Source organism: Acidovorax sp. Root568 (genome assembly GCF_001427445.1).
GTDB lineage: Bacteria > Pseudomonadota > Gammaproteobacteria > Burkholderiales > Burkholderiaceae_C > Acidovorax > Acidovorax delafieldii.
This window is the reverse complement of the sequence record NZ_LMGP01000001.1, coordinates 228,102-251,482: the sequence shown is the minus strand read 5'-3', so window position 1 is coordinate 251,482 and position 23,381 is coordinate 228,102. Positions and strand designations below refer to the sequence as shown.

The following is a 23,381-nucleotide window of genomic DNA, read 5'->3' as shown; positions in this document are numbered from 1 at the left end:
GGCAAAGCCGGTGGGGCTGCCCGGGTTTGCCCGGTGGGGTGTTGCAGGCACTTTTGACGTCCAATCTGCCACAAGCGCCGGTGTTGTGTGTCTCATTTGCTATCAATAATGAAGCATATTGAGCTGTTGGGCCGTGCCGCTGAAGGCGCGTCTCTGCCCATCATCCCGCCATCGGTTGCGCCGTCTGCAGGACTGCGCCGCGTTCTGCGCAAGGTCGGCTGTCTTTACGGCAGAAAACCACGCCCGTACGATGGCGGTCGCCTGCGGCCCAGATCCGCAGCCAGGGACTCATCCATGCACTTGTATCCGTCGTATCGGTCGCTTTTTGTCGTGCTCTACGGCCCGGTTTTGGGCCTCGTGGCCGCATCAGCCGCTGCCCAGGTCTCTCCGGGCGCCGCGCCGCGCACCAACGCCTTCAACGACCCCTTCGTCCAGGTCACCCAAGCCATCCCGCAATGCCCCGTGCCCGAAGGGCCTCTGTACACCGAGGCCGAGGTGCGCGAACTGGCGCATGTGCGCTCTCAGCATGGCGGCAGCTGCCACCGCGTGGGGCGCTGTCGCCTGCCCAACTCCTACCTGTACGACGCCGAGATCATCCCGCGCGTGCAGCGCTACATCCAGCAGGACGGCCGCTTTGACGACACCAGCGTGTGGGTGCTGGGCGAGCGGCGGCTGGTGACGCTCAAGGGCTGCGTGCAGTCGCAAGCGCAGTCTGATGCGCTGGAGAAGGCTGTGTGGCTGGTAGACGATGTGATGGGAGTGATCAACCTGCTGCAGGTGGGGACGGATGCGGCGGCGGCGCGGTACCCGTTGGCTGTGCCGCAAAAGCCGTGACATGCTGGGCCAGTTGGCTGTGCCTATCCCAGGTGCAGTGATTGCGCAATGGTCCTGGCGTCAACGATGAATCGCCAGCACCACACTAGCGCGCCAGGCGCTTTGGCTGGTGCACGTCCTGCTGCATATTGCCGGTTCGTCATGCTTCATTCTTCACGAAGGACTTTTCATGCCATTCAAGTTCTCATTGCCGGTGGTAGCCACCCTGGCCCTGGCAGTTGTTGCATCTCCTGCCGTGTTGGCTAAGCCGTTCAAGTGGTCCGGTTCCAGCGACATCCAGACCATGGACATCCATTCGCAGAACAGCGCGCTGGGCAACGGCATCCATGCGGCGGTGTACGAGTCGCTGGTCATGTTCAACAGCCGCACGCTCAGGGTAGAGCCGCTGCTGGCCACGTCGTGGCAGCAGGTCAGCCCCACGCAGATGCGCTTCAAGCTGCGCCAGGGCGTGAAGTTCAGTGACGGCTCTGCCATGACGGCGGACGACGTCGTGTATTCGCTGCAGCGTGCGATGAGCAAGACCTCCACCTACGCCATCTACACCCAGGGCATGGACCGCATCGCCAAGGTGGACGGCGAGACCCTCGACATCTTCCTGAAGAACCCCAACCCTGTGCTGCTCAACCAGCTGACCGAGCTGCGCGTGATGAGCAAGGCCTGGGCCGAGAAGAACAACTCGGTGGAGCCCAAGGACATCAAGGCCAAGGACGAAACCTATTCGCACCGCAATGCCATGGGCACCGGGCCGTTCGTGCTCAAGGAATGGGTGCCCGACCAGAAGATCGTGTTTGCCGCCAACCCCCACTGGTGGAATGCCGGCAAGGCGGAAGGCAATGTGACCGAGATCACCTATACCCACATCAAGTCCGAAGCCACACGCATTGCCGCGCTGCTCTCGGGTGAGGTGGACATGGTGCGCGACACCAGCATTCAGGACTTGGCCCGCCTGCGTGCCCACCCCAGCCTCAAGGTCATGGAGATGGTGGAGAACCGCACCGTGTACCTGGCCCTGGACCAGTTCCGCGATGAGCTGCCCGGCAGCAACATCAAGGGCAAGAATCCGCTGAAAGACCTGCGCGTGCGCAAGGCGCTGTACCAGGCCATCGATGGCGCAACACTGCAGCGCGTGACCATGCGCGGCATGTCAAAACCCACGGGCGCGATGGTTTCGCCCCTGGTCAACGGGTGGACCGAGGCGGTCGACAAACGTTTGCCCTATGACCCCAATGCCGCCAAAGAACTGCTGACGCAAGCCGGCTACAGCGACGGCTTTGAGGTGGACTTTGCCTGCAGCAACAACGCCATCGTGCAGGACGAGCAACTGTGCCAGGCGATCACCGCCATGTGGTCGCGCATCGGCGTCAAGGCCAAGCTGCGCACCATGCCCGCCGTGAGCTACTACCCTATGGCCCAGCGGCACGAGGCCAGCATCGCGCTGCTGAGCTGGGGCGTGCCGACGTTTGATGCGCTGTACACACTGCAGTCGCTCACCCGCACCAAGACCACGGGGGGCGATGGCAACTACAACCTGGGCCGCTACAGCAACGAGCGCATGGACTACATCGTGGACCGCGTGAAGACCGAGACCGACCTGCCCGTGCGCAACCGGCTGCTCACCGAAGGCCTGCAGCTGCAGAACGACACCGTGGCCCATATCCCCCTGCACAACCAGATGCTGGCTTGGGCCATGAAGAAAAACGTGGAGCTGGTGCAGCGGCCGGACAACCGCATCGATTGGCGGTTGATCAAGGTGAACTGAGTTGCTTCCTGAGGTGCCGGTCAGCGCCTTGCCCCCGGCGCATGTCGGCGTCAGCGCGCAGGTTGCAGCATGATGATCGCCATGCCTGCCAGCGCCACCAGCACGCCCGCTACATCCCATGGCGTGGGGCGGATGCCATCCACCGCCCACAGCCATACCAGTGCCACCCCGATGTAGACCCCGCCGTAGGCTGCATACACGCGGCCTGCGCCTGCGGTATCGTGCAGCGTCAAGAGCCATGCAAACAGGGCCAGGCTCGCTGCAGCAGGCAACAGGAGCCACGCGGGCTTGCCTTGCTTGAGCCAGAGCCAGGGCAGGTAGCAGCCCACGATTTCGGTGAGGGCCGTAGCGATGAAAAGCAGCAGGGTATTCAGCATGGTGCGGGGCCTTGTGCGGCACTGGAGTTCGGGGCATCCGTGTGGGTGGCCAGCCACTGGCGCAGCGCCAGCTCGCCCTTGGGGGTGAAGTGCACCACGCGTGAACCCTGCGCGCGGTGTGCCCATCCCCCTTCGAAGAGGCGCTGCAGCAGCGCCGCGCCCAATGCGCCGCCCAGGTGGTGGCGGCGCTCGCTCCAATCCAGGCAGGGGCGGCACACCATGCGTCGCTGCTGCGCCAGTGTGGATGTGTCGATACCCACGTGCGCAAACCACCGCGCGCCAGCGGGCGTGATGGTCGTCCCCTGGGGCGTGGCCTGCAGCATGCCCTGGCGCACCAGCGCTTCATAAAACTGCACGCCCACCTCGCCCGCCAGGTGGTCGTAGCACATGCGCGCGCGGCGCAGTGCTGGCTCCCGGGGGCTGGCGCGCAGCCGCACGGCACCGGCGCGAAACGCCACGTTCATCAGTGACTCCAGCAAGTGCGCCACATCGCGGTCTGCCAGCCGGAAGTAGCGGTGCCGACCCTGGCTCTCCACGGCGATCAGGCCTGCATCCAGCAGCTTGGCGAGGTGGGCGCTGATGGTCTGCTTGGTCACGCCTGCAATGTCAGCCAGCTCGGTGGCCGTGAGCGCGCGGTCGGCCATCAGGGCGGTGAGGACTTCGGCGCGTGCGCTGTCGCCGATGAGCGCGGCAATGCGCGCGATGTGGGGGCCGTCTTTCATGGTTCGATCTTGGGCGAACCATTGATGGCCGTCAACCGCCTATCGTGAAGCCCTTGTCCACCAACCTCTCCTGAACGCCATGATCACATGCTTCATTCGCTACGAAATCGATCCCTTTCAGCGCGAGCTGTTCGCCGAATACGCACGCCGCTGGGGCCAGATCATTCCCCGCTGCGGTGGCCATCTGCTGGGCTACTTTCTGCCGCATGAAGGCAGCAACTACGAGGCCTGGGGCCTGATCGGCTTTGAGTCACTGGCTGCCTACGAGGCCTACCGTGCGCGGCTGCGCGCAGACCCGGAAGGCCGTGCGAACTTTGCACTGGCGCAGGACGGACACTTCATCCTGAGGGAGGAGCGCACCTTCACCCTGGCCGTGGAAGGCACGCTGGGCCTGCCCGCACGGTGACGCAGCCGCCTGAGCCCGGACCTGGCGCTCCACCTCCTTGCGGAGGCCGACGGGAGTGAGCGTGAAAATGATCAGAACTGCGAGGCTCTGTCATTTCGCGACGTGGTACGTGCTGGCGGGCATGGATGTGACCACATCTGAAAGATGTTGCCCGCAGGACTCAGGGCCATGGGCAAGTTGGGTGTTCTGAACTCATCTCAGACCCATCGGGAGGAAGCGATCTGCCGTGCGAGTGATCACCAGATAGCCGGGAATACTCTTGGCACGGGCTAAACGCACCCTCTCCATAAAGGCTGCAGCCCTGTGCCAGCCGTCGTAGAGAACGATATCGCTGAGCTGCTGCGATGGATTGTCCGAAACCAGTGTTGCGGCGCAGAGGAGATATCCCTTGCTCGCCCCTTCCCCTGGGTCATGGATCAGCCGCTGAATATGGGCGGCTGATTCGCTGTCGTCCTGCGCCGTACCGGCTTGCCAGGATTCGACGGATCTCCCGTCTGCAAGAACGAGATTTCCGATATCGACCGCGTTCATTTCAACCTCAAAGACAGCCTGCGGTTCGCGCAACAGTATTCGCGCTATGTACGGTGATCTGGACAGGAGTGCGAATTCTGTGCACACCATGGGATTTGTGGCGTCAACCTGGATTTTTCCTGCCAGCCGACCTTGGGCCTCGTGCTCTCCCCAACGAGCTAGCGCATTCGTGAGCGTTTGCCGTGACTTGATTTGCATGCATGTCTTCTTATGTCATCACCGACCCCATTGACGGGATGAGTCGGGTGGATGGATGGCCCTTGAGATCGCGGAATTTGTTTGTTGTAGTGGCGCGAAACTGGCTGAGGCCTGGTGGGTGAACTGCCGACGGTAGTTTGCCTCAGCGTCTGCCAGTGCGATGCAGGCGAGGGGTTCGCACATGCGACGTTGTCCGAACCAAGATACCTGTCTCACGGCCTTTGACTTCACCGCCTCATCGCCTTCAACGGGGAGGGGAAAATCCCGCTCGACGGGACAACAGTCACTGTCCCTATGTTGCCGTCGCTTCAGCTGCTGCTGGCTGCTGGAGGCCCCAGAGGCTTCGAGCCCGCCAGCACCGTCATGTGTTGGCGGCACTATCGACGGGGAGGCTATGCCTTGACCGCAATCAACTCCATGCAGACGCGGTAGCGCTGACTGATGCCATAGCGCACGGGTTGGAAGCCCGACTCAGTGAGAAGTGCATAGAGTCTGTCACGTTCAAAATTGTGATAGTGCTCAATTTCTCCCCAGTAAGGGTTCGCGTTGTTTGCATCCAGCGCTTTCCAGACCGGCGACCCCATGTTGGGCAACGAAATTAGCAGGACTCCGCCAGGGTGAAGGAGCCGGTGGGCTGCGTGCAGACCGACCTTGGGAAATGGCATGTGTTCCAGCACGTCCGCCATGCTGATCACACTGGCTGGGTGGGACAACTGGAATTCGGCAACGTCCTGGCAGTGTGCGGCTACACCCCATTTGCGCAACTCGTGCACGGATTGCGATCGCAGGTCCAGGCCCACTGGCTCGAAACCATATTCTTGTGCCGTCAACAGCAGCGACGCATTGCCAAAGCCCACATCCAGCCAGGTACCGTGGGTCTGGTAGGCAAGGACCTTTTCGATCATTTGTGCGGAGACATAGCGTTGCCGCTCCAAGTCGTAGCCCACCACCTGCGACTCATTCGTACCACGAAAAACGATATTCAGTGCTGCATCGGAATAGTAGCCGCTACGGAACACGTGCCGGCAAGCCGCGCACTGACGCCAGTGCATGGTGCGCGAGAGCTCGGGGCTATAACGCGGATGGTGGGAGCAATCAGCACTGCACAGCGGCCCGAATGCTTTGCTTTCGCACAGCGGACAGGCCAGGTAGTCGATCAGTTCACCCGCCATGGCTGCCGGCGGAGGCGTGGCAGGGCGGTATGTGGTCTGCACCGGCACTGCGGGGATGTTGTACTTGATCATCCGGCCATTCTAGGTGCCAGGTGTCGCCATCGCCCAATGCGGCTACAGCGCAAAGATCTTGCCCGGGTTCAGGATGTTCTTCGGGTCCAGCGCCCGCTTGATGGCGCGCATCATATCCACCGCGCCGGTGCCGGTTTCGTCCAGCAAAAAACCCATCTTGTGGATGCCCACGCCGTGCTCACCGGTGCAGGTGCCGCCCATGCTGAGGGCCCGGGCCACCAGGGTGTGGTTCATGGCTTCGGCCTTGGTGCGTTCTTCGGCGCTGTTGGGGTCGATGAGGTAGCCAAAGTGGAAGTTGCCGTCGCCCACGTGGCCGACGAGGAAGTAGGGGATGCCGCTGGCTTCGACCTCGTCCACCGATTCGAGCAGGCAATCGGCCAGGCGGCTGATGGGCACACAGGTGTCGGTGCTGATGGCGCGGCAGCCGGGGCGGCTTTGTACGGCCGCGAAGTAGGCGTTGTGCCGCGCGGTCCACAGGCGCGTGCGCTCTTCGGGCGTGCTGGCCCATTCAAAAGCCTGGCCGCCGAATTCGCTGGCAATGTCCTGCACCATCTCGGCCTGTTCCTTCACGCTGGCGGGTGAGCCGTGGAACTCCATGAGCAGCATGGGTTCTTCGCGCAGATTGAGCTTGCTGTGCGCGTTCACCATGCGCACGGTGTGGTGGTCGATCAGTTCCACGCGGGCGATGGGCACACCTAGCTGGATGGTCTGGATGGTGGTGCGCACGGCAGCCTCGATGCTCGGGAACGAGCAGATGGCCGCGCTCACGGCCTCGGGCAGGGGGTACAGGCGCACGGTGATCTGCGTCATGATGCCCAGCGTGCCTTCGCTGCCCACCAGCAGGCGCGTGAGGTCGTAGCCCGCGCTGCTCTTTTTGGCGCGCGTGCCGGTGTGGATGACCTCGCCGCTGGCGGTCACCACCTCCAGCGCCAGCACGTTCTCGCGCATGGTGCCGTAGCGCACGGCGTTGGTGCCGCTGGCGCGGGTGGCGGCCATGCCGCCAATGCTGGCGTCGGCGCCGGGGTCGATGGGGAAAAACAGGCCGGTGTCCTTGATCGCATCGTTCAGTGCTTTGCGCGTGATGCCGGGCTGCACGGTCACCGTGAGGTCTTCGGCGTTGATGCTGAGCACCTGGTTCATGCGGCTCACGTCGATGCTGATGCCGCCCTGCACGGCCAGCAGGTGGCCTTCAAGCGACGAGCCCGCGCCGTAAGGGATGACGGGCACTTTGTACTGGCTGGCCAGCTTCACCGCGTCGGCCACATCCTGCGTGCTTTCGGCAAACACCACGGCGCTGGGCGGCGGGGCCTGCAACGAGCCCTCGTCGCGCCCGTGCTGCTCGCGCACGGCCTGGGCCAGCGAGCATTGCGCGGCAAAGCGGGCCTGCAGCGCATCGATGAGGGCCTGGGGCACGTCGCGCAGCTTGATTTCGGGCAGCAGGTGGGCGGCAGCGGTGGGGGCGTTCATGGTGTGTGTCTCCGGTGGGTGCGGTCAGTGAGAAGCATTCTAGGTTCGGCCCCGTGGCTGGGCCCTGGGTGATCCACCTTGGGCCCGGGTGGGGATGCGGGTATTCACGGGCTTGCTGGTCAGCGGTGGTGTAAATACATTACGTTCGAAATGTATATTGTGAAAGCGCCATGAACCACCGTGTTTCCCCCAAGGCCGGGACGCGCCGCACCCATGCGGAGCGCAGCGCCGCCACCCGCCAGCACCTGATCGCCACGGCCATCGACGTGATCCAGCACCGCAGCCTGGAGGAGATGTCCATCCACGAGCTGGCCAAGTCGGCGGGCATGACCTCGGGCGCGGTGCAGCACCACTTCGAGTCGAAGGCGGTGCTGATGATGAACGTGCTGAGCGAGCTGATCGAGTCCACCGTGCGCTCGGGCGAACTCTGGCCCAGCGCGGCACTGCAAGCGCGCGAGCGGGCGGCGAAGTTTGTGCAGGCGGTGTGGCGCCTGGTCTACGCGCAGCCGCGCTTCATCGTGGCCTGGAACATCTACTTGGGCTGCCGCAACCAGCCCGAGGTACTGGGCCACATCGCCGAGCTGCGCCAGAGTGTGCAGACGCGCATGCACGAAGGCTTCTTCACGGCCTTCCCCGAGCTGGCGGCAGAACCCGACCGCGATGGACTGCTGGGCCTCGTGCTGTCGTCGCTGCGCGGGCTGGGGCTGCTGCAGCTGTTTGCGCCTGCACCGCCCACCGTGCCCGATACCGTCCAGCAGGCACAACTGGCTTGCCTGGCCGACTGGATTGCCACCCGGTGCGAAGCGGCTGTGCCATCAACGGCCGCCGCTGTGTCCACCAAGACACGCACACGCCGTCGCTGACCCCTTTTGTCTGCCTGCTTGTCGTGCGGCATCTCCCGCCTGCACGCCACGCATCGCGGACATCCATCGAAGAAAACATTACCAGGAGACACACCCATGACCTCAGCTTTTACGCGCGTTCCAAGCATGGTCGCGCTGGCTGCACTCGCCTGCCTGGCCGGTCGCGCCCAGGCGCAGCAGCCTGCTGCCTACCCGGTCAAACCCATCCAGCTCATCGCCCAGCAGCCGCCCGGCAGTGGCTCGGACGCGATGACCCGCGTGTGGGCCGACTGTGCCGCGCGCGAACTGGGTCAGCCCGTCGTGGTGCAGAACAAGCCCGGGGCCAACGGCATCCTGGCTGTCAACTACCTCAAGGCCCAGCCTGCAGATGGCTATAACCTGCTGAGCATCGGCATGTCGCAGATGACCATCACGCCCTACGTCTACAAGCAGCAGCCCTACGATCCGTTGCGCGACTTTGACGGCGTGGCCGTGCTGGGCACGTCGCCGCTGGTGCTGGCCGTGCCCGCAGGGCAGGGTATTGCCAGCCTGGCGGATCTGCAAAAGCTGGCGCGGTCCACGCCGGGCGGGGTCAACTTCGGGTCGCCGGGCAAGGGCAGCCCAGCGCACCTGCTGACCTCGGCGCTGGTGGAGAAGCTGGGTGTGCCCGGCACCCATGTGCCTTTTGTGGGTGAGGGCGCGGGCCTGACCGCGCTCATGGGCCAGCAGATCCACGCGATGACGCTGGTGATTGGCACGGCGGCCGCACAGGTCAAGGCGGGCAAGCTGGTGCCGCTGGCGCTGTTTGGTGCGCAGCGCTCGCCCTTGCTGCCCGAAGTGCCCACCATCGCCGAAGCCTTGCCGGCCGCCAGCGACCTGGCGCGGCCCGCGTGGATCGCCGTGGTGGCCAAGGCCGGCACGCCCCCCGAGTTGCTGAACCGGCTCAATGCGGTCACTGAGAAGTGTCGGGGTGGCGATTCGCAGTACAAGGCTCGCCTTGAAGCCATGAACGTCACGCTCACTGCCACCGCACCTGCCGATGCGCGCACCTGGGCGGCGCGTGATGCGGCCGTGTGGCGCCCGCTGATCGACAAGCTGGGCCTGGCCACGGAATGACGACGGGCACTGCAGAGCCTCAGGTCACGCTGGCCCACGGTGGGCAACTGCGCGGCCTGTGGGAGGAAGGCGTGCGTGTGTTCCGTGGCATGCCGTACGCGCAAGCGCCACGCGGCGCGCTGCGGTTTGCGGCGCCGTTGCCCACATTGCCGTGGTCTGGTGTGCGCGATGCCACCGCGTTTGCGCCCATGGCACCACAGCTGGCCCGCACCGCGCGTGCCGATGCGCCCATGCTGGGGGGCGACGACTGCCTGGCGGTCAATGTGTGGGCGCCAACCGCCGAGCCAGGAGCCCACCTGCCCGTCATGGTCTGGGTGCATGGCGGAGGCTTCTTTCGCGGCGCGGCCAGCGAGTCGCTGTACGACGGGACAGCGCTGGCGCGGCGCGGCGTGGTGCTGGTGTCGGTGCAGTACCGTTTGGGCATTGACGGGTTTTTGCACTTCGAGGGCGAGGAGCACGCTGCGCCCGCCAATCGCGGCCTGCTGGACCTGCTGATGGCACTGCAGTGGGTGCGCGACCATATCCACGCCTGGGGCGGAGATGCAGCGCGCACTACGGCGTTCGGCCAGTCGGCCGGTGCCGGGGCCTTGGCCTGTCTGATGGGCATGCCCGCGTCGCGTGGGTTGTTCCAGCGCGCCATTTTGCAAAGCCCCAGCGTCGCCTGCCAGACCTTGCAGGAGGCCGCTGCGGCGCGCCATGCCGTGGCCGTGCTGGCGGGTGTGAAGTCCACCTTGGCTGCACTGGGCGCGGCGCAGCAGGCTGCTGTGCTGCACGCCGTACACCGGCTGGCCTCCGAGCCCGCCCTGCGGCAACAGCACGGGCTGGGCGGACGCAACTTCTTTCCCTTGCGGCCCGTGGTGGATGGCCAGATGCTCACCGCACCGCCGTTGGAGGCGCTTGCGCAGCAGTGGGCGGCCCAGCCGCCCGACCTGCAGGTGCTGGTGGGCAGCAACGCGCAGGAGATGCGCCTGTACCACGTGCCCGGCGGTGCCATTGACCGGGTGACAGAGGCGCAGGTCCATGCCTTTGCGCAGGACGTGGGCTTGAATGCCTCCGCCGCACAGGCCCTGCGAAACATGCTGCCACCCGCGCAGCAAACGCCTGGCGAGTGGCTGTGTGCGCTGCAATCCGACTACTACTACCGTGTGCCCGCGCAGCGTATTGCCGCGCTGGCCCACCGCTGGGCCCGCAGCGCCCATGGTTATGAATTCACCTGGCCCTCGCCGCAGTGGCGCGGGCGCTTGGGCGCAGCGCATGGGGTGGAGCTGCCGTTTGTGTTCGGCAATCTCCACACGCCCACAGGGCAGGAACTCACGGGGCCGACGCCGCCCGCTGTGCTGGCCGAGGCACTGCAGCAGCGCTGGGTGGCGTTTGCGCGAGATGGCAACCCTGGATGGGCGCCGTATGCCGGTGCACAGCCACCGGTCCAGCATGTGGGCGAAACGCTGTTTTGTGCGCCCCACACGCAGCCGGAGCGGTTTGCGCTGTGGGAGGGAGTTCTGTAGCGACCCTCTCTCAGGGCTCACCCGTCAGGGGTACCACAGCGGCCGTTGGCTCGCTACACTGAGCCAGCGCTTGCGCGCGACTGACCAACTACAGAGAGAGGGATTGCCATGGCTTCAGCCAGTGTGGGAGATTGCCTGTCGGGTGCCTGGGGCACCTTCAAGAAAAACGTCCTCACCCATGTGGTGTGCACCTTGCTGGTGATGGTGGTCGCCGGCATCAGCGCCGGCCTGCTGGCCGGGCCCATGATGGTGGGCTACATGCGCATGATCGAGCGCGAGACGCGCGGCGAAGCGGTGCAGATCGGCGACGTCTTTCGGGGCTTTGATGACTTTGTGCCCGCCTTTGTGGCGGGGCTCATCAGTTCGCTGGTGGTGTCGTTGGGCTTCATGCTGTGTTTCATCCCCGGCTTGCTGGTCATGGCGCTGCCCCCGGTGGCACTGTTCCTCGTAGCGCGCGGCGAGCGCGATGGCGTCGCGGCTTTCAGCCAGGCCTGGACCATCGTGACCAAGAACCTGGGCTCGGCGTTCTTCTGCTCGCTGGTGCTGGGCATTGTGGGCTCGCTGGGTTTCCTGCTGTGCTGGGTGGGTGCGCTGCTGACGCTGCCGCTGTCCACCATCGGCTCCTACTACATGGCACGCCAGCTGGTGGGCGATGAGCCGGTGGCCCTTCCTCCCCTCTGACCCCGGCCCCGCAGTGGTGCCGGTGGGCAGCCCACCCGCCTGGCAGCCTTTGGGCGGGGGCGATCGGCGGCAGCGACTGGCGTTGGGCCTGGGCTGGCCGCTGGCCATGGCGGCCACACCCTGGTGGCTGGGTCAGGGCGGGCTGGGTCTGGGTTGCGGGTTTCTTGCGCTGACGGGCATACCCTGCCCGCTGTGCGGCGGCACTCACGCGTGTGCGGCCCTGGTCCAGGGCGATTGGGCGGCCGCCTGGGCGGCCAACCCGGGTGCGCTGATGTTGCTGCTGTGGCTGCCGCTGCTGGCGGGCCAGGCGGTGGTCGAAGGCGCTCAGGGCCGCCGCCGCGTGGCGCGCTGGCCCTGGTGGCACCCGGCAGTGTTTGCCGTGTTGGGCAGCGGGTTGGTGCTGTCCTGGCTCTCGCGCCTGGTCGGGCTGGTGTAGCCGCCCGGGGTCTTGGTACTTACCTCTTCGTGAGGCAACCGCCTTCTATGGCCGTCTGAGTGCCCTGCGCAGCCGGTGGTCCGCCAACGCCAGCGCCTGCACCACATCCATGCACCAGCATCCCCTTGGGTCAGGTTAGCGCAGCCCCGCGCATCGTTGCGGGGCAGACTGCCCCATGGTGCACAGCCTCCGTGCGCCAGGCTGGTGCATTCAGCTTGTATACCAGTTGGCACGGAACCTGCGATACCGCAGGCAATGACCACCGCCACCGAGATCAGCAACCGCATCATCGAAGCCGTAATGGCCCAAAAGCTCGCGCCCGGCTCCCGCCTGGGCGAGCAGCAGCTGGCCATGCTGTTCGACTGCAGCCGCACCATCGTGCGCGAGGCGCTCACGCGGCTGGCCACACGGGGCATCGTCACCGTCAGTGCCCGGCGCGGCTGGTATGTGATCGAGCCGTCTCAGGACGAAGCGCGCGAGGCCTTTGAGGCGCGCCGCGTGATCGAGCTGGGCCTGCTGCACCAGCTCAAGGTGGTGGACAAGACGGCGCTGCGCCAGCTCAAGAGCCATCTGCAACGCGAAAAAGCCGCGCTGGCGGGCACCGATGTGGGCATGCGCAGCTTCTTGCTGGGGGACTTCCATGTGTGCCTGGCCGAATGCCTGGGCAACAGCCTGCTGGCCGACACGCTGCGCGACTTCACGGCGCGCACCACGCTCATCGCCATGCTCTACCAGTCATCGCACGATGCGGCTCAGAGCTGTGCCGACCATGTGCGCATCGTCGAGGCGCTGGAAGCGGGAGATATTGCCGGCGCCGAGGCACTCATGTCCGAGCACATCGGCACCGTGCAGTCGGCCCTGCGCCTGCAGGCCAGCAGCGACCCGCTGGCCGGGCTGCGCGACGCGCTGGCACCGGTGCGCAAGAGCCCCGCACCAACCACCGCACCAGCCCGCGCGCGCAAGCCCCGCGCCGCCACCAGTTCCATCCCCCCAGCGTCTGACCCAGACGCAACTGCCGACGCATCCACCTACCTAGGAGCCCTGCTATGACCACCGTCCGCACCGTCACTTCGTCCACCCGCCGCCTGACCCTGGGCGTGCTTGCCGCCACCGGCCTCGCAGCGGCCCTGATCGCACCTGCCGCCCACGCGCAGAATGCGCTGGACAACATCCTCAAGGCCAAGGAAATCAAGATCGCCATTCCCACCGACTACCCGCCCTACGGCTTTGTCGGCACGGACCTCAAACCCCAGGGGCTGGACGTGGAGATGGCCAACTACATCGGCACCAAGCTGGGCGTCAAGGTCGAGCTGATTCCCGTGACCAGCGCCAACCGCATCCCGTACCTGCAAACGCAGAAGGCCGACCTCGTGATCTCCACGCTGGGCAAGAACCCCGAGCGCGAGAAAGTGATCGACTTCACTGCGGCCTACGCACCGTTCTTCCAGGCCGTGTTTGCGAGCAAGAGCCTGAACATCAAGAGCTTTGCCGACCTGGCGGGCAAGACGGTGGCCGTGACGCGCGGCGCCATGGAAGACCAGGAGCTGGCCAAGGTCGCGCCTGCCGGCGTGGACGTGAAGCGCTTTGAAGACCACGCCGCCAGCATTGCGGCCTTTGTGTCGGGCCAGACGCAGGCCATTGCGACCAGCGCATCGACGGCGGGCACCATCATGGTCAAGAACCCCAACCTGGCCACCGAATACAAGCTGCTCCTCAAGGACAGCCCGAACTTCATCGGTGTGGCCAAAGGCGAAGACAAGCTGCGCCTGCGCGTGAACGAAATCATTGCCGAGGCCCGCAAGTCGGGCGACATCGACAAGCTGTCCAACAAGTGGCTGGGTCGTCCTGCGGGTGACCTGCCCCTGTGATGCGGCGCACAGGATGAATTGCTGAAACCCAAGGGCCTGCGGCGCGACAAGCGGCGCAGGGCACAAGCATGCTGATTGCGCTCGATTTTTCTGCCGTCCTCGCGTCGTGGCCGTTGCTGGTGCGTGGCGTGGTCTGGACCATAGCCCTCACCATCGTGGGCACCGTGCTGGGCCTGCTGCTGGGCACGGTCTGCGCCTGGGCGCGTGCACGCAATCTGGGCCACCGGCCCACTGCGCTGCGCTGGGCCGTGGCCAGCTATGTGGAGCTGGTGCGCAACACGCCTTTCATCGTGCAGCTGTTCTTCCTGTTCTTCGGGCTGCCCGCGCTGGGGCTCAAGCTCTCGCCCGAGTTCGCGTCGGTGCTGGCCATGGTGATCAACCTGGGCGCGTATTCCGCCGAAATCATCCGCGCAGGCATCGAGGCCACGCCACGCGGCCAGATCGAAGCCGCGCACAGCCTGGCGCTGACGCCGGGCCAGACCTTCCGCCGTGTGGTGCTGCCGCCGGCGCTGCAAAAGGTATGGCCCGCCATGGTCAGCCAGATCATCATCGTGATGCTGGGGTCGGCCGTGTGCGGGCAGATCTCCACACCCGAGCTGAGCTACGCCGCCAACCTCATCTCCAGCAACACCTTCCGCGCCTTCGAGGCCTTCATCCTGGCCACTGCTATGTACCTGGTGCTGTCGATGTTGACTCGTCGTCTGCTGGTGTGGGTGGGGACCCGATTCTTGGTGGGGAGGTAAATCGAGATGGTTGAATTTTCCCTGTGGGACATCCTGCGCAACCTGCTGCTGGCAGCGCGCTGGACGGTGTCCCTGTCCCTCATCGCCTTCATCGGTGGTGGCCTGGTGGGCCTGGTGCTGTTGGTACTGCGCCTGTCCAAAGTGCGTGGCGTGGATCGCGCCGTGGGCGCCTATGTGCAGGTGTTCCAGGGCACGCCGCTGCTGATGCAGCTGTTCCTGGCCTACTTCGGCATTGCGCTGTTCGGTATCAAGACCTCGCCGTGGACGGCCGCTGCGGTGGCGCTCACGCTCTACACCAGTGCCTACCTCACAGAGATCTGGCGCGGCTGTGTGGCCTCCATCCCCAAGGGGCAGTGGGAGGCGGCGCAGAGCCTGGCGCTCAACTTCGGCGAACAGCTGCGCCATGTGGTGCTGCCGCAGGCGCTGCGCATCGCGGTGCCGCCCACGGTGGGCTTTCTGGTGCAGGTGATCAAGGGCACGGCGCTGGCTTCGGTCATCGGCTTTGTGGAGCTGACCAAGGCGGGCAGCATGATCTCCAACGCCACCTACAAGCCCTTCCTCGTCTACGCCTGCGTAGCGCTGCTGTATTTCGTTTTGTGCTTCCCGGTGAGCCTGGTGGCGCAGTCCCTTGAAAGGAAACTCCATGGCCATCGCCGCTGAAGCCTCCGCAACCAAACCCACCCCTGCGCACGACGGCATCGTGGTGGGTGAGCCGCCCATTGTGGACATCACTGCGCTGCGCAAGTCCTACGGCAGCAACGAAGTGCTCAAGGGCATCGACCTGAAAGTGCAGCGCGGCGAGGTCATCGCCATCATCGGCAAGAGTGGCTCAGGCAAGAGCACGTTGCTGCGCTGCGTGAATGGGCTGGAGGAGTTCCAGGAAGGCGCCCTCAGCGTCAACGGCCAGAAGCTGCTGCACGACAGCCCCGCCGCCATGCGCGCGCTGCGCCAGCAGGTGGGCATGATCTTCCAGAGCTTCAATCTGTTTCCGCACCTCTCTGTGGGCCGCAACATCATGCTGGCGCCCACGCTCGTGAAGGCGCGCGATGCCACAACTGCCGAGGCGCAGGCGCGCCAGCTTCTGGCGCGCGTGGGGTTGGGCGAAAAGTTTGACGCCATGCCCGACCAGCTCTCGGGCGGGCAGCAACAGCGCGTGGCCATTGCGCGCGCACTGGCCATGGAGCCGCAGGTGCTCCTGTGCGACGAGATCACCTCGGCGCTGGACCCTGAACTGGTGGGTGAGGTGCTGCGCGTGGTCGAATCGCTGGCGCAAGAAGGCATGACGCTGATGATGGTCACGCACGAAATGGCGTTCGCCCGCAAGGTGAGCGACCGTGTGATCTTCATGCACCAGGGGCGGGTGCATGAGCAGGGCACGCCTGCCCAGCTGTTTGGAAGTCCGCAGACGCCTGAGCTGCAGCAGTTTTTGTCATCGTTGCACGACTGACCTGACCGACTGCGCAAAAATCCCGCCCGTGGTCTGGAGGTTCCAGTACAGGCGGGCGCGGGAACGATGGGCGGCTATGTCAAACCATGGGGCTGATGGGTTTGAGTACCCAAGCCGCAACCTGGAGGCTGGGTGTCAGGACAGCAAGCCTTTCTCGAACTCGGTGGGCGAGAGGGTGCCGTTGTGGTCAGCGTCCAGTTCCTTGAATCGTTGGCTGATCGCAGGCAATTGGGCGGCTTCCTTCTCGCTGAGCTTGCCGTCCTTGTCAGCGTCTGCGCGCTGGAATGCGGTGGTAGCCGCCTTGGAAGGATTGCCAGTGCCCGGGCCGTACGAATAGGGGACCTCTGTCGGAGAGGCGGTTTTTCCAGGTGAGGCGGTCTGTGCCTGCAAGGCACCCACACCACCCAGAGAGAGGGCGGCGAAGAGCATCACGCTGCGTGTGTCGAACGAGTAGTGGCGTCGTTGCAGTGCTTTCATGGTGAGCCTGGCTCCTTTGAAGTTGAACAGGCTTGCATTGCACCGCAGCAAAGCGTGCCGCGCCAGCACTCTTGCCTGCTGTTGCCTCACTCAACATTTGCCAGCGCGGTGTAACGCGGCACGCCTGTTGTGTGTAGATGTCCGCACAGTTTGTAGCCAGACGCAAGCGTCCCCTGGTGCGCGTTCACACCCCACCTGCTCAGGCGCTTGGCCTGACCTGCAGGCCCGTGAACGTCCTACAAGCGGGGTCGGGGCGCGACAAAACAATGCATCCAAGCATTTCGCTTGATCGTACGTTTTCCTGAAGGAGTTCTCCATGCAAAAGCAAACCGTCTTCGCCGCTCTGGCCGCACTGGCATGCACCGCTGCGCTGGCCCAGGCCCCCGCCAACAGCAATGCGCGCCCTCCGTCCGAGGTGAACCCTTCTGCATCCGGTGGTGCGGCGGCGTCCAAGGCACAAAACAAGGTGGACACGCGCAGCGCCAACAGCAGCGCCATGCCTGCCAACCCCGCAGCTGGCGACGGACGTGCGGCGCCGGTGGCCGAGATCAACCCCAGCGCTTCAGGCGGCAAGGCCGCAGCCAAGGCCGATGCACGCGTCAATGCACGCCTGATGGACACCAACGGCGACGGCATGGTGTCGCGCCAGGAGTGGGACACCTACCACGCACATGCATGGGACACCATGAAGCCCACCAACGCTGGCGTATCCACGGCAGACATCGACAAGCTCAACCGTGCCCCCGCTGCGCATTGATCTCGCCGTACGCAGCGCCTTGATAGCGCTGCGCCGTCGCCCTGTGGCACACCATGTTGTGTGCCACAGGGCGTGGGTTCGCGTAGCGGGCATGCTGCGTGTGGTGGGCGGTCAGTGCTCAGGGCGCAGTGCGTAGGGGGATTGGAGGCGAAACGCTTGCACCCGCGTGGCGGTGGCGGAGAATCCGGGCAGATTCACTGCGGTGGCTTGTGCCGCGCAGAAGCTGGCATCCATCCTCCCGTTTCCTCATCAAGGCTCCCCATGGGCAACCGACTCACAGAAATCGCAACCCGCACCGGCGACGCAGGCACCACCGGCCTGGGCAACAACCAGCGTGTCTCCAAGAACAGCTTGCGCATTCACGCCATGGGGGATGTGGATGAACTCAACTCGCACATCGGCCTGCTGCTGTGCGAGCCGCTGCCCGATGAAGTCCGCACCTTGCTGGTCGAGGTGCAGCACCAGTTGTTCAACTTGGGAGGGGAGCTGTCGATCCCGGGCTTCGAGCTGCTCAAGGCCGACGCCGTCTTGGCATTGGACGAAGCCCTGGCCCACCACAACGCCGCGCTGCCGCGCCTGCAGGAGTTCATTCTGCCCGCGGGCACCCGCGCCGCGTCACAGGCCCACGTGTGCCGGACCGTGGCCCGCCGCGCCGAACGCGCCGTGGTCGCCCTGGGCAACGAAGAGGCCCTGAACGACGCGCCGCGCCAGTACCTCAACCGCCTCTCCGACCTGATGTTCGTGCTCGCCCGCGTGCTCAATCGCATGGATGGCGGTGATGACGTGTACTGGAAAAGCGAGCGCCTGGCACAGCAAACCGCTACAGAATAGATAGCTACCAGCGCATATTCTTCTGGCGCTTGGGGCCGATTTCATCAAAAACACCCCCCAGCCTTTGCCACGGGCGCTTCCCCAGGCCAGGACCGCCGCGCAAGGGCCGCTCCGCCGCGCTGGCGGTGTCCCCCATCCCGGATCGCGCTAGCGATGCGAGAGAAGGGGGAAGGCGCGAAGCGCCTCAGGGGGATGCCCACTAGCGGGGTGCGAGGATCGCCATCGTCAGCCGCGACACACAGGTCAGCTCACCGGCTTCGTTGTGCAGATCGATGTGCCACACGTGCGTGGTGCGGCCGATGTGCACCGGCTTGGCCGTGCCGGTCACCCAGCCGCTGGTCGCAGAGCGCAGGTGGTTGGCGTTGATGTCCAGGCCCACGGCGCGGTAGCCCTCGGGCAGGGCGTAGTAAGCGCCGGTGGAGCCCATGGACTCGGCCAGCACCACGCTGACACCGCCGTGCAGCAGGCCAAAAGGCTGGATGGTGCGGTGGTCTACCGGCACCCGGGCGCGCAGAAAGTCGTCACCCACCTCGACAAATTCGATGCCCAGGTGCTCTACGGCGGTGTTGCGGTTGGCGGCCTTCAGTAGGGCCAGGTCGATGGGTTTTTTCCAGATGGGCATGGTGGTCACGGGGCAGGGCCTAGTCAGTGCAAGCCGCTGATTGTGCCAACGCCTGTGGTCCCGCCCTGTGCCGCAGGCTCCTAGCTTCAGCCCACAAACTTTCCGTTGGCGCCCATCACACCCAGGTCCAGAAAACGCGAGCCCACATACGGCGCGCCGCTGGCGTAGTCGATGGACAGGCCGCCCAGGTCGTTGCTGCGGATGCCTGCGAGGGCGTTGCGCAGCTTGGCGCGGGTCAGGTCGCGGCCAGCACGCTCCAGGCCCTCGGCCAGCACGCGGGCGTTCACATAGCCTTCAAAGCTGCGGGCCGAGAACTCCTGGTAGCCCAGTGCGCGCATGGCCTTCTGGTAGTCGCGCACCACGGCAAAGCTGGTGCGGGCCGCGTCGGGCAGCACCATCGACAGCGCAATGCCCGAGGCCTTGCCGCCCAGCTGGCGCAGGTTGTCGCCCGACAGCGCCACGCTGGTGGCGGCCAGCGGCGTGCTGGGCGACACTTTCTTGAACTCGTTGACCAGCGTGGCGGTGATGTCGCCCGCCGTGCCCAGCAGCACGGCGTTGGGCTTGGCGGCCACGGCCTTGCCCACCACATCCGCCACCTGGGCGCCTTGGGCGTCGAGCTTGAAGGCTTTGGGTGCGGGCTGCTTGGCGGCCGCCATGGCCTTGGTCACATCGGCCAGAAACTCGCGGCCAAAGGCGGTGTCCTGGTACACGACGGCCAGCTCGGTGATGCCCATGGACACCAGCTTCTGGGCCAGGCGCTGGGCCTCGTCGGTGTAGCTGGCTCGCACGTGGAACACCGAGCGGTACTCGGCCTTGCGCAGCGAGGTGGCGCCGCTTTGCGGGGCCACGTAGGGGATCTGCGCCTCGTCCACCAACGGCAGGATGCGCTGGTTGTTGGCCGTGCCCATGCAGGAGATCAGCGACACCACGTTGGCATCGGCAATCAGCTTGCGCACGTTGTCTTCGGAGCGCGCGGCGTCATAGCCGTCGTCCATGGCCAGCAGCTTGATCTCGCGGCCGTGGATGCCCTTGGCCTGGGCCAAGCCTGCGTCCAGCCCCTGCTTGAGTTCCTTGCCCAGGCTGGCCAGGGCGCCGGTTGTTCCCAGCGAGCAGCCAATGGTCACGCTCTTGGCGTCCATGGGGTCTTGCACGCCCACGGCGCGCGACGAGGGGGCAAGCAGCAGGCCGGCGCTGGCGGCCATGAGGGATTGGGTGAACTGACGGCGTTGCATGGTCATCAAAAAACTCGCAGACAAAATGCCACCAGCCCCGCATGGGGGCTGGTGGGGGTGGACGGGGGAGGTCGAAAGACCTAGGGTTAACCCTGATTTTATCTGCGCAGGCTGGCAATTGGCTGTCAAAGGCTCCAGCAGGGCCTGGGGCGCGCGCCGCGTCCCCTTGTGCCGGATTTGCCCTTTGTGGCCCTTGCGCCCTTATGCCGCGCTCGCCGGGCCTGCTGGCGCGCGCATGCTGCCCGTCTCCACATACCGCTGGTGCCACGACAAGGCCTCGTTCAGCAGGTGCGGCGTGTGCTGGCCCACGGCGCCGCGTTTGGCGCGGGCCACATAGTCGTGCAGGGCGGGGCGGAAGTCCGGATGCGCGCAGCGGTCGATGATGATTTCGGCGCGCTGTGTGGGCGAATGGCCGCGCAGGTCGGCCAGGCCTTGCTCCGTGACGAGGATCTGCACATCGTGCTCGGTGTGGTCCACATGCGAGGCCATGGGCACGATGCACGAGATGCTGCCGTTCTTGGCCAGCGACGGCGTCATGAAGATCGACAGGTAGGCATTGCGCGCAAAGTCGCCCGAGCCGCCGATGCCGTTCATGATGGCCGAGCCCATCACATGCGTGGAGTTCACGTTGCCGTAGATGTCGGCCTCAATCATGCCGTTCATCGCGATCAAGCCCATGCGGCGGATCAGCTCGGGGTGGTTGCTGATCTCCTGCGGGCGCAGCACGATGCGCTGCTTGTAGTAGTCGATGCGGTCGTTGAAGTCCTGCATCGCCGCCGGGCTCAGCGACAGCGCCGTGGCCGAGGCGCTGGCCAGCTTGCCCGAGCGCAGCATGTCCAGCATGCCGTCCTGCAGCACCTCGGTGTAGGCCGTGAGGTTGTCGAACGGGCCGTTGTTCAGCCCTGCCAGCACTGCGTTGGCGATGTTGCCCACGCCCGACTGCAGCGGCAGCAGGTCTTTGGGCAGGCGGCCCTTTTTCACCTCGTGCTGCAGGAAGTCGATGATGTGGCCCGCGATGCGGTTGGAGGTGTCGTCGGGCGCGGCGTACACGCTGTTGCGGTCGGGCTGGTTGGTCATCACCACGGCGATGACCTTGCTCGGGTCGCAGCGCAGGTAGGGCTCGCCAATGCGCTCATCAGGCCGTGTCATGGGGATCGGCTTGCGGTGCGGCGGTACATCGGTGCCGTAGTAGATGTCGTGCATGCCCTCCAGCTGCGGGTTGTGCCAGGCATTCACTTCCAGGATGACCTTGTCGGCCTGGTCCAGCCAGGTCTTGTTGTTGCCCACCGAGGACGAGGGGATCAGGCGCCCGTCGGGCAACACGCCCGCCACCTCGACCACCGCCACATCCAGCTTGCCCAGAAAGCCGAACCACACAAACTGCGCCACGTGCGACAGGTGGATGTCCACATACTGCATCTGCCCCGCATTGATCTGGCGGCGCACCGTGGGGTCGGACTGGTAGGGCAGGCGCATCTCGATGCCGTCCACCTGGGCCAGCGCGCCGTCCAATTCGGGTGCGGTGCTGGCGCCTGTCCACAGCCCGATCTTGAAGCCATGGCCCTGCGCGTTCAGGCTTTCGATGCGGCGCGCCAGCGCGCCGGGCACGGCCTTGGGGTAGCCCGCGCCGGTGAATCCGCTCATGCCCACATGGGCACCGGCAGGGATCAGGGCGGCCGCCTCGTCGGCGGTCATGGTGCGGGAGAGAAAGTCGGGGTACAGCACCCGATCGGCCAGGGACATGAACAAACTCCGCAAAAAGAAAAAGGCCACCCGCCCGGTGAGCGGATGGCCCTGTGGACAAAACCCAGGATGCTAGCCTTCGTTCCTTACAAATTAAGGGTTAACCCTTGCAAATGCGGTTCGGCCCGGCCACATCCACAGATTACGCCGCTTTGCGGTTGAGCAGCGCGTACAGCAGGATCGCCCCGAACGTAGCGGTGCCGATGCCGCCCAGCGCGAACTGGCCGAACTTGAGCGTGAAGTCGCCCGTGCCCAGGATGAGGGTGATGGCCGCCACGATAAGGTTCTTGTTCTGCGAAAAGTCCACCTTGTTGTCCACCCAGATCTTGGCGCCCGCCACCGCGATCAGGCCAAACACCACGATGGACACACCACCCATCACCGGCAGCGGGATGGTCTGGATCAGTGCGCCGAACTTGGGGGAAAAGCCCAGCACCAGCGCAAACACACCCGCCAGCAGGAACACGGCGGTGGAATAGATCTTGGTCGCCGCCATCACGCCGATGTTCTCGGCATAGGTGGTCACGCCCGTGCCGCCTGCGCTGCCACTCACCATGGTGGCAATGCCGTCGCCGATGAACGCGCGGCCCATGTAGCGGTCCAGGTTCTGGCCGGTCATGGCCGTCACGGCCTTCACGTGGCCCAGGTTCTCGGCCACCAGGATGATGGCCACGGGCGCAATCAGCAGCATGGCATTGCCGCTGAACTGCGGGGCCGCAAAGTTCGGCAGGCCAAACCACGCAGCGTTGGCCAGTGCGGTCAGGTCCATCGGCTTGCCCAGGCCCAGGCCGTTGGTCAGCACTGCATAGATGATGCTGGCCACGATCAGCCCCACCAGGATCAACAGGCGCTGCACCATGCCGCGCGTGAGCACGGCCACCAGGCCCACGCTCACAAAGGTCACCACCTGCATCCAGCTGTCAAAGTTGCTGGCCGCCATGTTCTTGATGGGAATGCCCGCGAGGTTCAGCCCGATCACCGCCACCACCGAGCCGGTGACCACGGGCGGCATGAAGCGTTCGATCCAGCCCGTGCCAATCGCCTGCACCAGCGCGCCGATGAGGGTGTAGACCAGGCCACACGCAATGATGCCGCCCAGCGCCACGCCGATGTTGGCATTGGCCCCTTGGCCCGCATAGCCCGTGGCCGCAATCACCACGCCAATGAACGCAAAGCTGGAGCCCAGGTAGCTGGGCACCTTGCCGCCGGTGACGAGGAAGAAGATCAGCGTGCCGATGCCGCTCATCAGGATGGCCACGTTCGGGTCAAAGCCCATCAGGATGGGCGCCAGCACCGTGGCGCCAAACATCGCAATCACGTGCTGCACGCCCATCACCGCCGTCTGCGGCCAGGGCAGCCGCTCGTCCGGCGCGATCACGCCGCCTTGTTGCAACACATCAGCGCTTTTCACACGCCAGTTCATGAATCCCATGTGGTTGTTCCTTGTGGTTGAGGCGCGAATGCTAGTGGATGCGGCCAGGGTGGGGGACGAGCATCCCGGGCGGGTTACGATGCCCCCGCCCCCGCGAGACACCCCGCACCG

General features: G+C 65.3%; 25 protein-coding genes. 15 read left to right on the top strand and 10 right to left on the bottom strand.

The features are described 5' to 3' along the window. Nucleotides 1-294 precede the first annotated feature (294 nt). Nucleotides 295-834: a BON domain-containing protein gene (locus ASD75_RS01165; RefSeq protein WP_056742418.1), complete on the top strand. Its 540-nt coding sequence runs from the start codon at nt 295-297 to the stop codon at nt 832-834. 169 nt (nt 835-1,003) lie between these two features. Then, a complete protein-coding gene (locus ASD75_RS01160) occupies nt 1,004-2,593 on the top strand; it encodes an ABC transporter substrate-binding protein (protein ID WP_056742417.1) in 1,590 nt (529 codons plus the stop codon). A gap of 50 nt (nt 2,594-2,643) precedes the next feature. Here the strand turns inward: ASD75_RS01160 and ASD75_RS01155 are convergent, their stop codons facing one another. Together ASD75_RS01155 and ASD75_RS01150 are read right to left on the bottom strand one after the other, a co-directional pair. After that, nucleotides 2,644-2,970, bottom strand: coding sequence for a YnfA family protein (locus tag ASD75_RS01155; protein ID WP_200947545.1), 327 nt, complete (start codon nt 2,968-2,970; stop codon nt 2,644-2,646). Next, a complete protein-coding gene (locus ASD75_RS01150; protein ID WP_056742415.1) occupies nt 2,964-3,692 on the bottom strand; it encodes a helix-turn-helix transcriptional regulator in 729 nt (242 codons plus the stop codon). The genes ASD75_RS01155 and ASD75_RS01150 overlap by 7 nt, the downstream gene beginning before the upstream one ends. A gap of 79 nt (nt 3,693-3,771) precedes the next feature. Between ASD75_RS01150 and ASD75_RS01145 the strand changes: the two genes are divergently transcribed. Then, complete coding sequence (locus tag ASD75_RS01145) at nt 3,772-4,098, top strand: NIPSNAP family protein (protein ID WP_056742413.1); 327 nt, start codon at nt 3,772-3,774, stop codon at nt 4,096-4,098. Nucleotides 4,099-4,290: 192 nt separating this feature from the next. Here the strand turns inward: ASD75_RS01145 and ASD75_RS01140 are convergent, their stop codons facing one another. The 3 genes from ASD75_RS01140 to ASD75_RS01130 all read right to left on the bottom strand — a co-directional run bounded on the left by ASD75_RS01140 (nt 4,291) and on the right by ASD75_RS01130 (nt 7,538). Continuing rightward, nucleotides 4,291-4,827: a hypothetical protein gene (locus ASD75_RS01140; protein WP_156400923.1), complete on the bottom strand. Its 537-nt coding sequence runs from the start codon at nt 4,825-4,827 to the stop codon at nt 4,291-4,293. A 392-nt stretch (nt 4,828-5,219) separates the two neighbouring features. Further along, nucleotides 5,220-6,071, bottom strand: coding sequence for a class I SAM-dependent methyltransferase (locus ASD75_RS01135; RefSeq protein WP_235511513.1), 852 nt, complete (start codon nt 6,069-6,071; stop codon nt 5,220-5,222). A gap of 42 nt (nt 6,072-6,113) precedes the next feature. Beyond that, nucleotides 6,114-7,538 (bottom strand): FAD-binding oxidoreductase, encoded by a 1,425-nt coding sequence (locus tag ASD75_RS01130; protein WP_056742403.1) that lies wholly within the window; start codon nt 7,536-7,538, stop codon nt 6,114-6,116. A 170-nt stretch (nt 7,539-7,708) separates the two neighbouring features. Between ASD75_RS01130 and ASD75_RS01125 the strand changes: the two genes are divergently transcribed. From ASD75_RS01125 to ASD75_RS01080, 10 genes are all read left to right on the top strand, one after another. Continuing rightward, nucleotides 7,709-8,401: a TetR/AcrR family transcriptional regulator gene (locus ASD75_RS01125; RefSeq protein WP_056742401.1), complete on the top strand. Its 693-nt coding sequence runs from the start codon at nt 7,709-7,711 to the stop codon at nt 8,399-8,401. 96 nt (nt 8,402-8,497) lie between these two features. Next, the gene (locus tag ASD75_RS01120; protein ID WP_056742399.1) at nt 8,498-9,496 is read left to right on the top strand and encodes a tripartite tricarboxylate transporter substrate binding protein; all 999 of its coding nucleotides are present in this window, start codon (nt 8,498-8,500) and stop codon (nt 9,494-9,496) included. Beyond that, nucleotides 9,493-11,001, top strand: coding sequence for a carboxylesterase/lipase family protein (locus ASD75_RS01115; RefSeq protein ID WP_056742397.1), 1,509 nt, complete (start codon nt 9,493-9,495; stop codon nt 10,999-11,001). Before ASD75_RS01120 ends, ASD75_RS01115 begins: the two co-directional genes overlap by 4 nt. Before the next feature lie 108 nt (nt 11,002-11,109). Then, a complete protein-coding gene (locus tag ASD75_RS01110) occupies nt 11,110-11,682 on the top strand; it encodes a hypothetical protein (protein ID WP_056643459.1) in 573 nt (190 codons plus the stop codon). Further along, nucleotides 11,654-12,118: a DUF2752 domain-containing protein gene (locus ASD75_RS01105; RefSeq protein ID WP_056742396.1), complete on the top strand. Its 465-nt coding sequence runs from the start codon at nt 11,654-11,656 to the stop codon at nt 12,116-12,118. Before ASD75_RS01110 ends, ASD75_RS01105 begins: the two co-directional genes overlap by 29 nt. Before the next feature lie 255 nt (nt 12,119-12,373). Continuing rightward, complete coding sequence (locus tag ASD75_RS01100) at nt 12,374-13,168, top strand: GntR family transcriptional regulator (protein WP_056742394.1); 795 nt, start codon at nt 12,374-12,376, stop codon at nt 13,166-13,168. Then, nucleotides 13,165-13,986 carry a transporter substrate-binding domain-containing protein gene (locus ASD75_RS01095; protein WP_056742391.1) on the top strand — a complete coding sequence of 274 codons (822 nt, stop codon included), beginning with the start codon at nt 13,165-13,167 and terminating at the stop codon, nt 13,984-13,986. The genes ASD75_RS01100 and ASD75_RS01095 overlap by 4 nt, the downstream gene beginning before the upstream one ends. 68 nt (nt 13,987-14,054) lie before the next feature. Then, nucleotides 14,055-14,729, top strand: a complete 675-nt coding sequence (locus ASD75_RS01090; RefSeq protein WP_056742389.1) for an amino acid ABC transporter permease — start codon at nt 14,055-14,057, stop codon at nt 14,727-14,729. Nucleotides 14,730-14,735: 6 nt separating this feature from the next. After that, entirely contained in the window at nt 14,736-15,389 is a 654-nt protein-coding gene (locus ASD75_RS01085; protein ID WP_056057035.1) for an amino acid ABC transporter permease, read from the top strand. Continuing rightward, nucleotides 15,373-16,176 (top strand): amino acid ABC transporter ATP-binding protein, encoded by an 804-nt coding sequence (locus ASD75_RS01080; protein WP_056742387.1) that lies wholly within the window; start codon nt 15,373-15,375, stop codon nt 16,174-16,176. Before ASD75_RS01085 ends, ASD75_RS01080 begins: the two co-directional genes overlap by 17 nt. A 135-nt stretch (nt 16,177-16,311) precedes the next feature. Here the strand turns inward: ASD75_RS01080 and ASD75_RS01075 are convergent, their stop codons facing one another. After that, on the bottom strand, nt 16,312-16,653 hold the full coding sequence (locus tag ASD75_RS01075; RefSeq protein ID WP_056743146.1) for a calcium-binding protein: 342 nt from the start codon (nt 16,651-16,653) through the stop codon (nt 16,312-16,314). Between the two features lie 316 nt (nt 16,654-16,969). On the opposite strand from ASD75_RS01075, the gene ASD75_RS01070 reads away from it, so the two are divergent. Further along, nucleotides 16,970-17,410 (top strand): hypothetical protein, encoded by a 441-nt coding sequence (locus ASD75_RS01070; RefSeq protein WP_056057040.1) that lies wholly within the window; start codon nt 16,970-16,972, stop codon nt 17,408-17,410. Nucleotides 17,411-17,671: 261 nt separating this feature from the next. Beyond that, a complete protein-coding gene (locus ASD75_RS01065) occupies nt 17,672-18,241 on the top strand; it encodes a cob(I)yrinic acid a,c-diamide adenosyltransferase (protein WP_056742386.1) in 570 nt (189 codons plus the stop codon). 199 nt (nt 18,242-18,440) lie between these two features. Here ASD75_RS01065 and ASD75_RS01060 read toward each other — a convergent pair whose 3' ends face one another. From ASD75_RS01060 to ASD75_RS01045, 4 genes are all read right to left on the bottom strand, one after another. After that, on the bottom strand, nt 18,441-18,863 hold the full coding sequence (locus ASD75_RS01060) for a hotdog fold thioesterase (RefSeq protein WP_015011965.1): 423 nt from the start codon (nt 18,861-18,863) through the stop codon (nt 18,441-18,443). Between the two features lie 86 nt (nt 18,864-18,949). After that, nucleotides 18,950-20,095 carry an ABC transporter substrate-binding protein gene (locus ASD75_RS01055; RefSeq protein ID WP_056743144.1) on the bottom strand — a complete coding sequence of 382 codons (1,146 nt, stop codon included), beginning with the start codon at nt 20,093-20,095 and terminating at the stop codon, nt 18,950-18,952. Nucleotides 20,096-20,296: 201 nt separating this feature from the next. Continuing rightward, entirely contained in the window at nt 20,297-21,838 is a 1,542-nt protein-coding gene (locus tag ASD75_RS01050) for an acetyl-CoA hydrolase/transferase family protein (protein WP_056742383.1), read from the bottom strand. 142 nt (nt 21,839-21,980) lie between these two features. Beyond that, nucleotides 21,981-23,270 (bottom strand): solute carrier family 23 protein, encoded by a 1,290-nt coding sequence (locus ASD75_RS01045; protein WP_056742381.1) that lies wholly within the window; start codon nt 23,268-23,270, stop codon nt 21,981-21,983. Between the last annotated feature and the right edge of the window lie 111 nt (nt 23,271-23,381).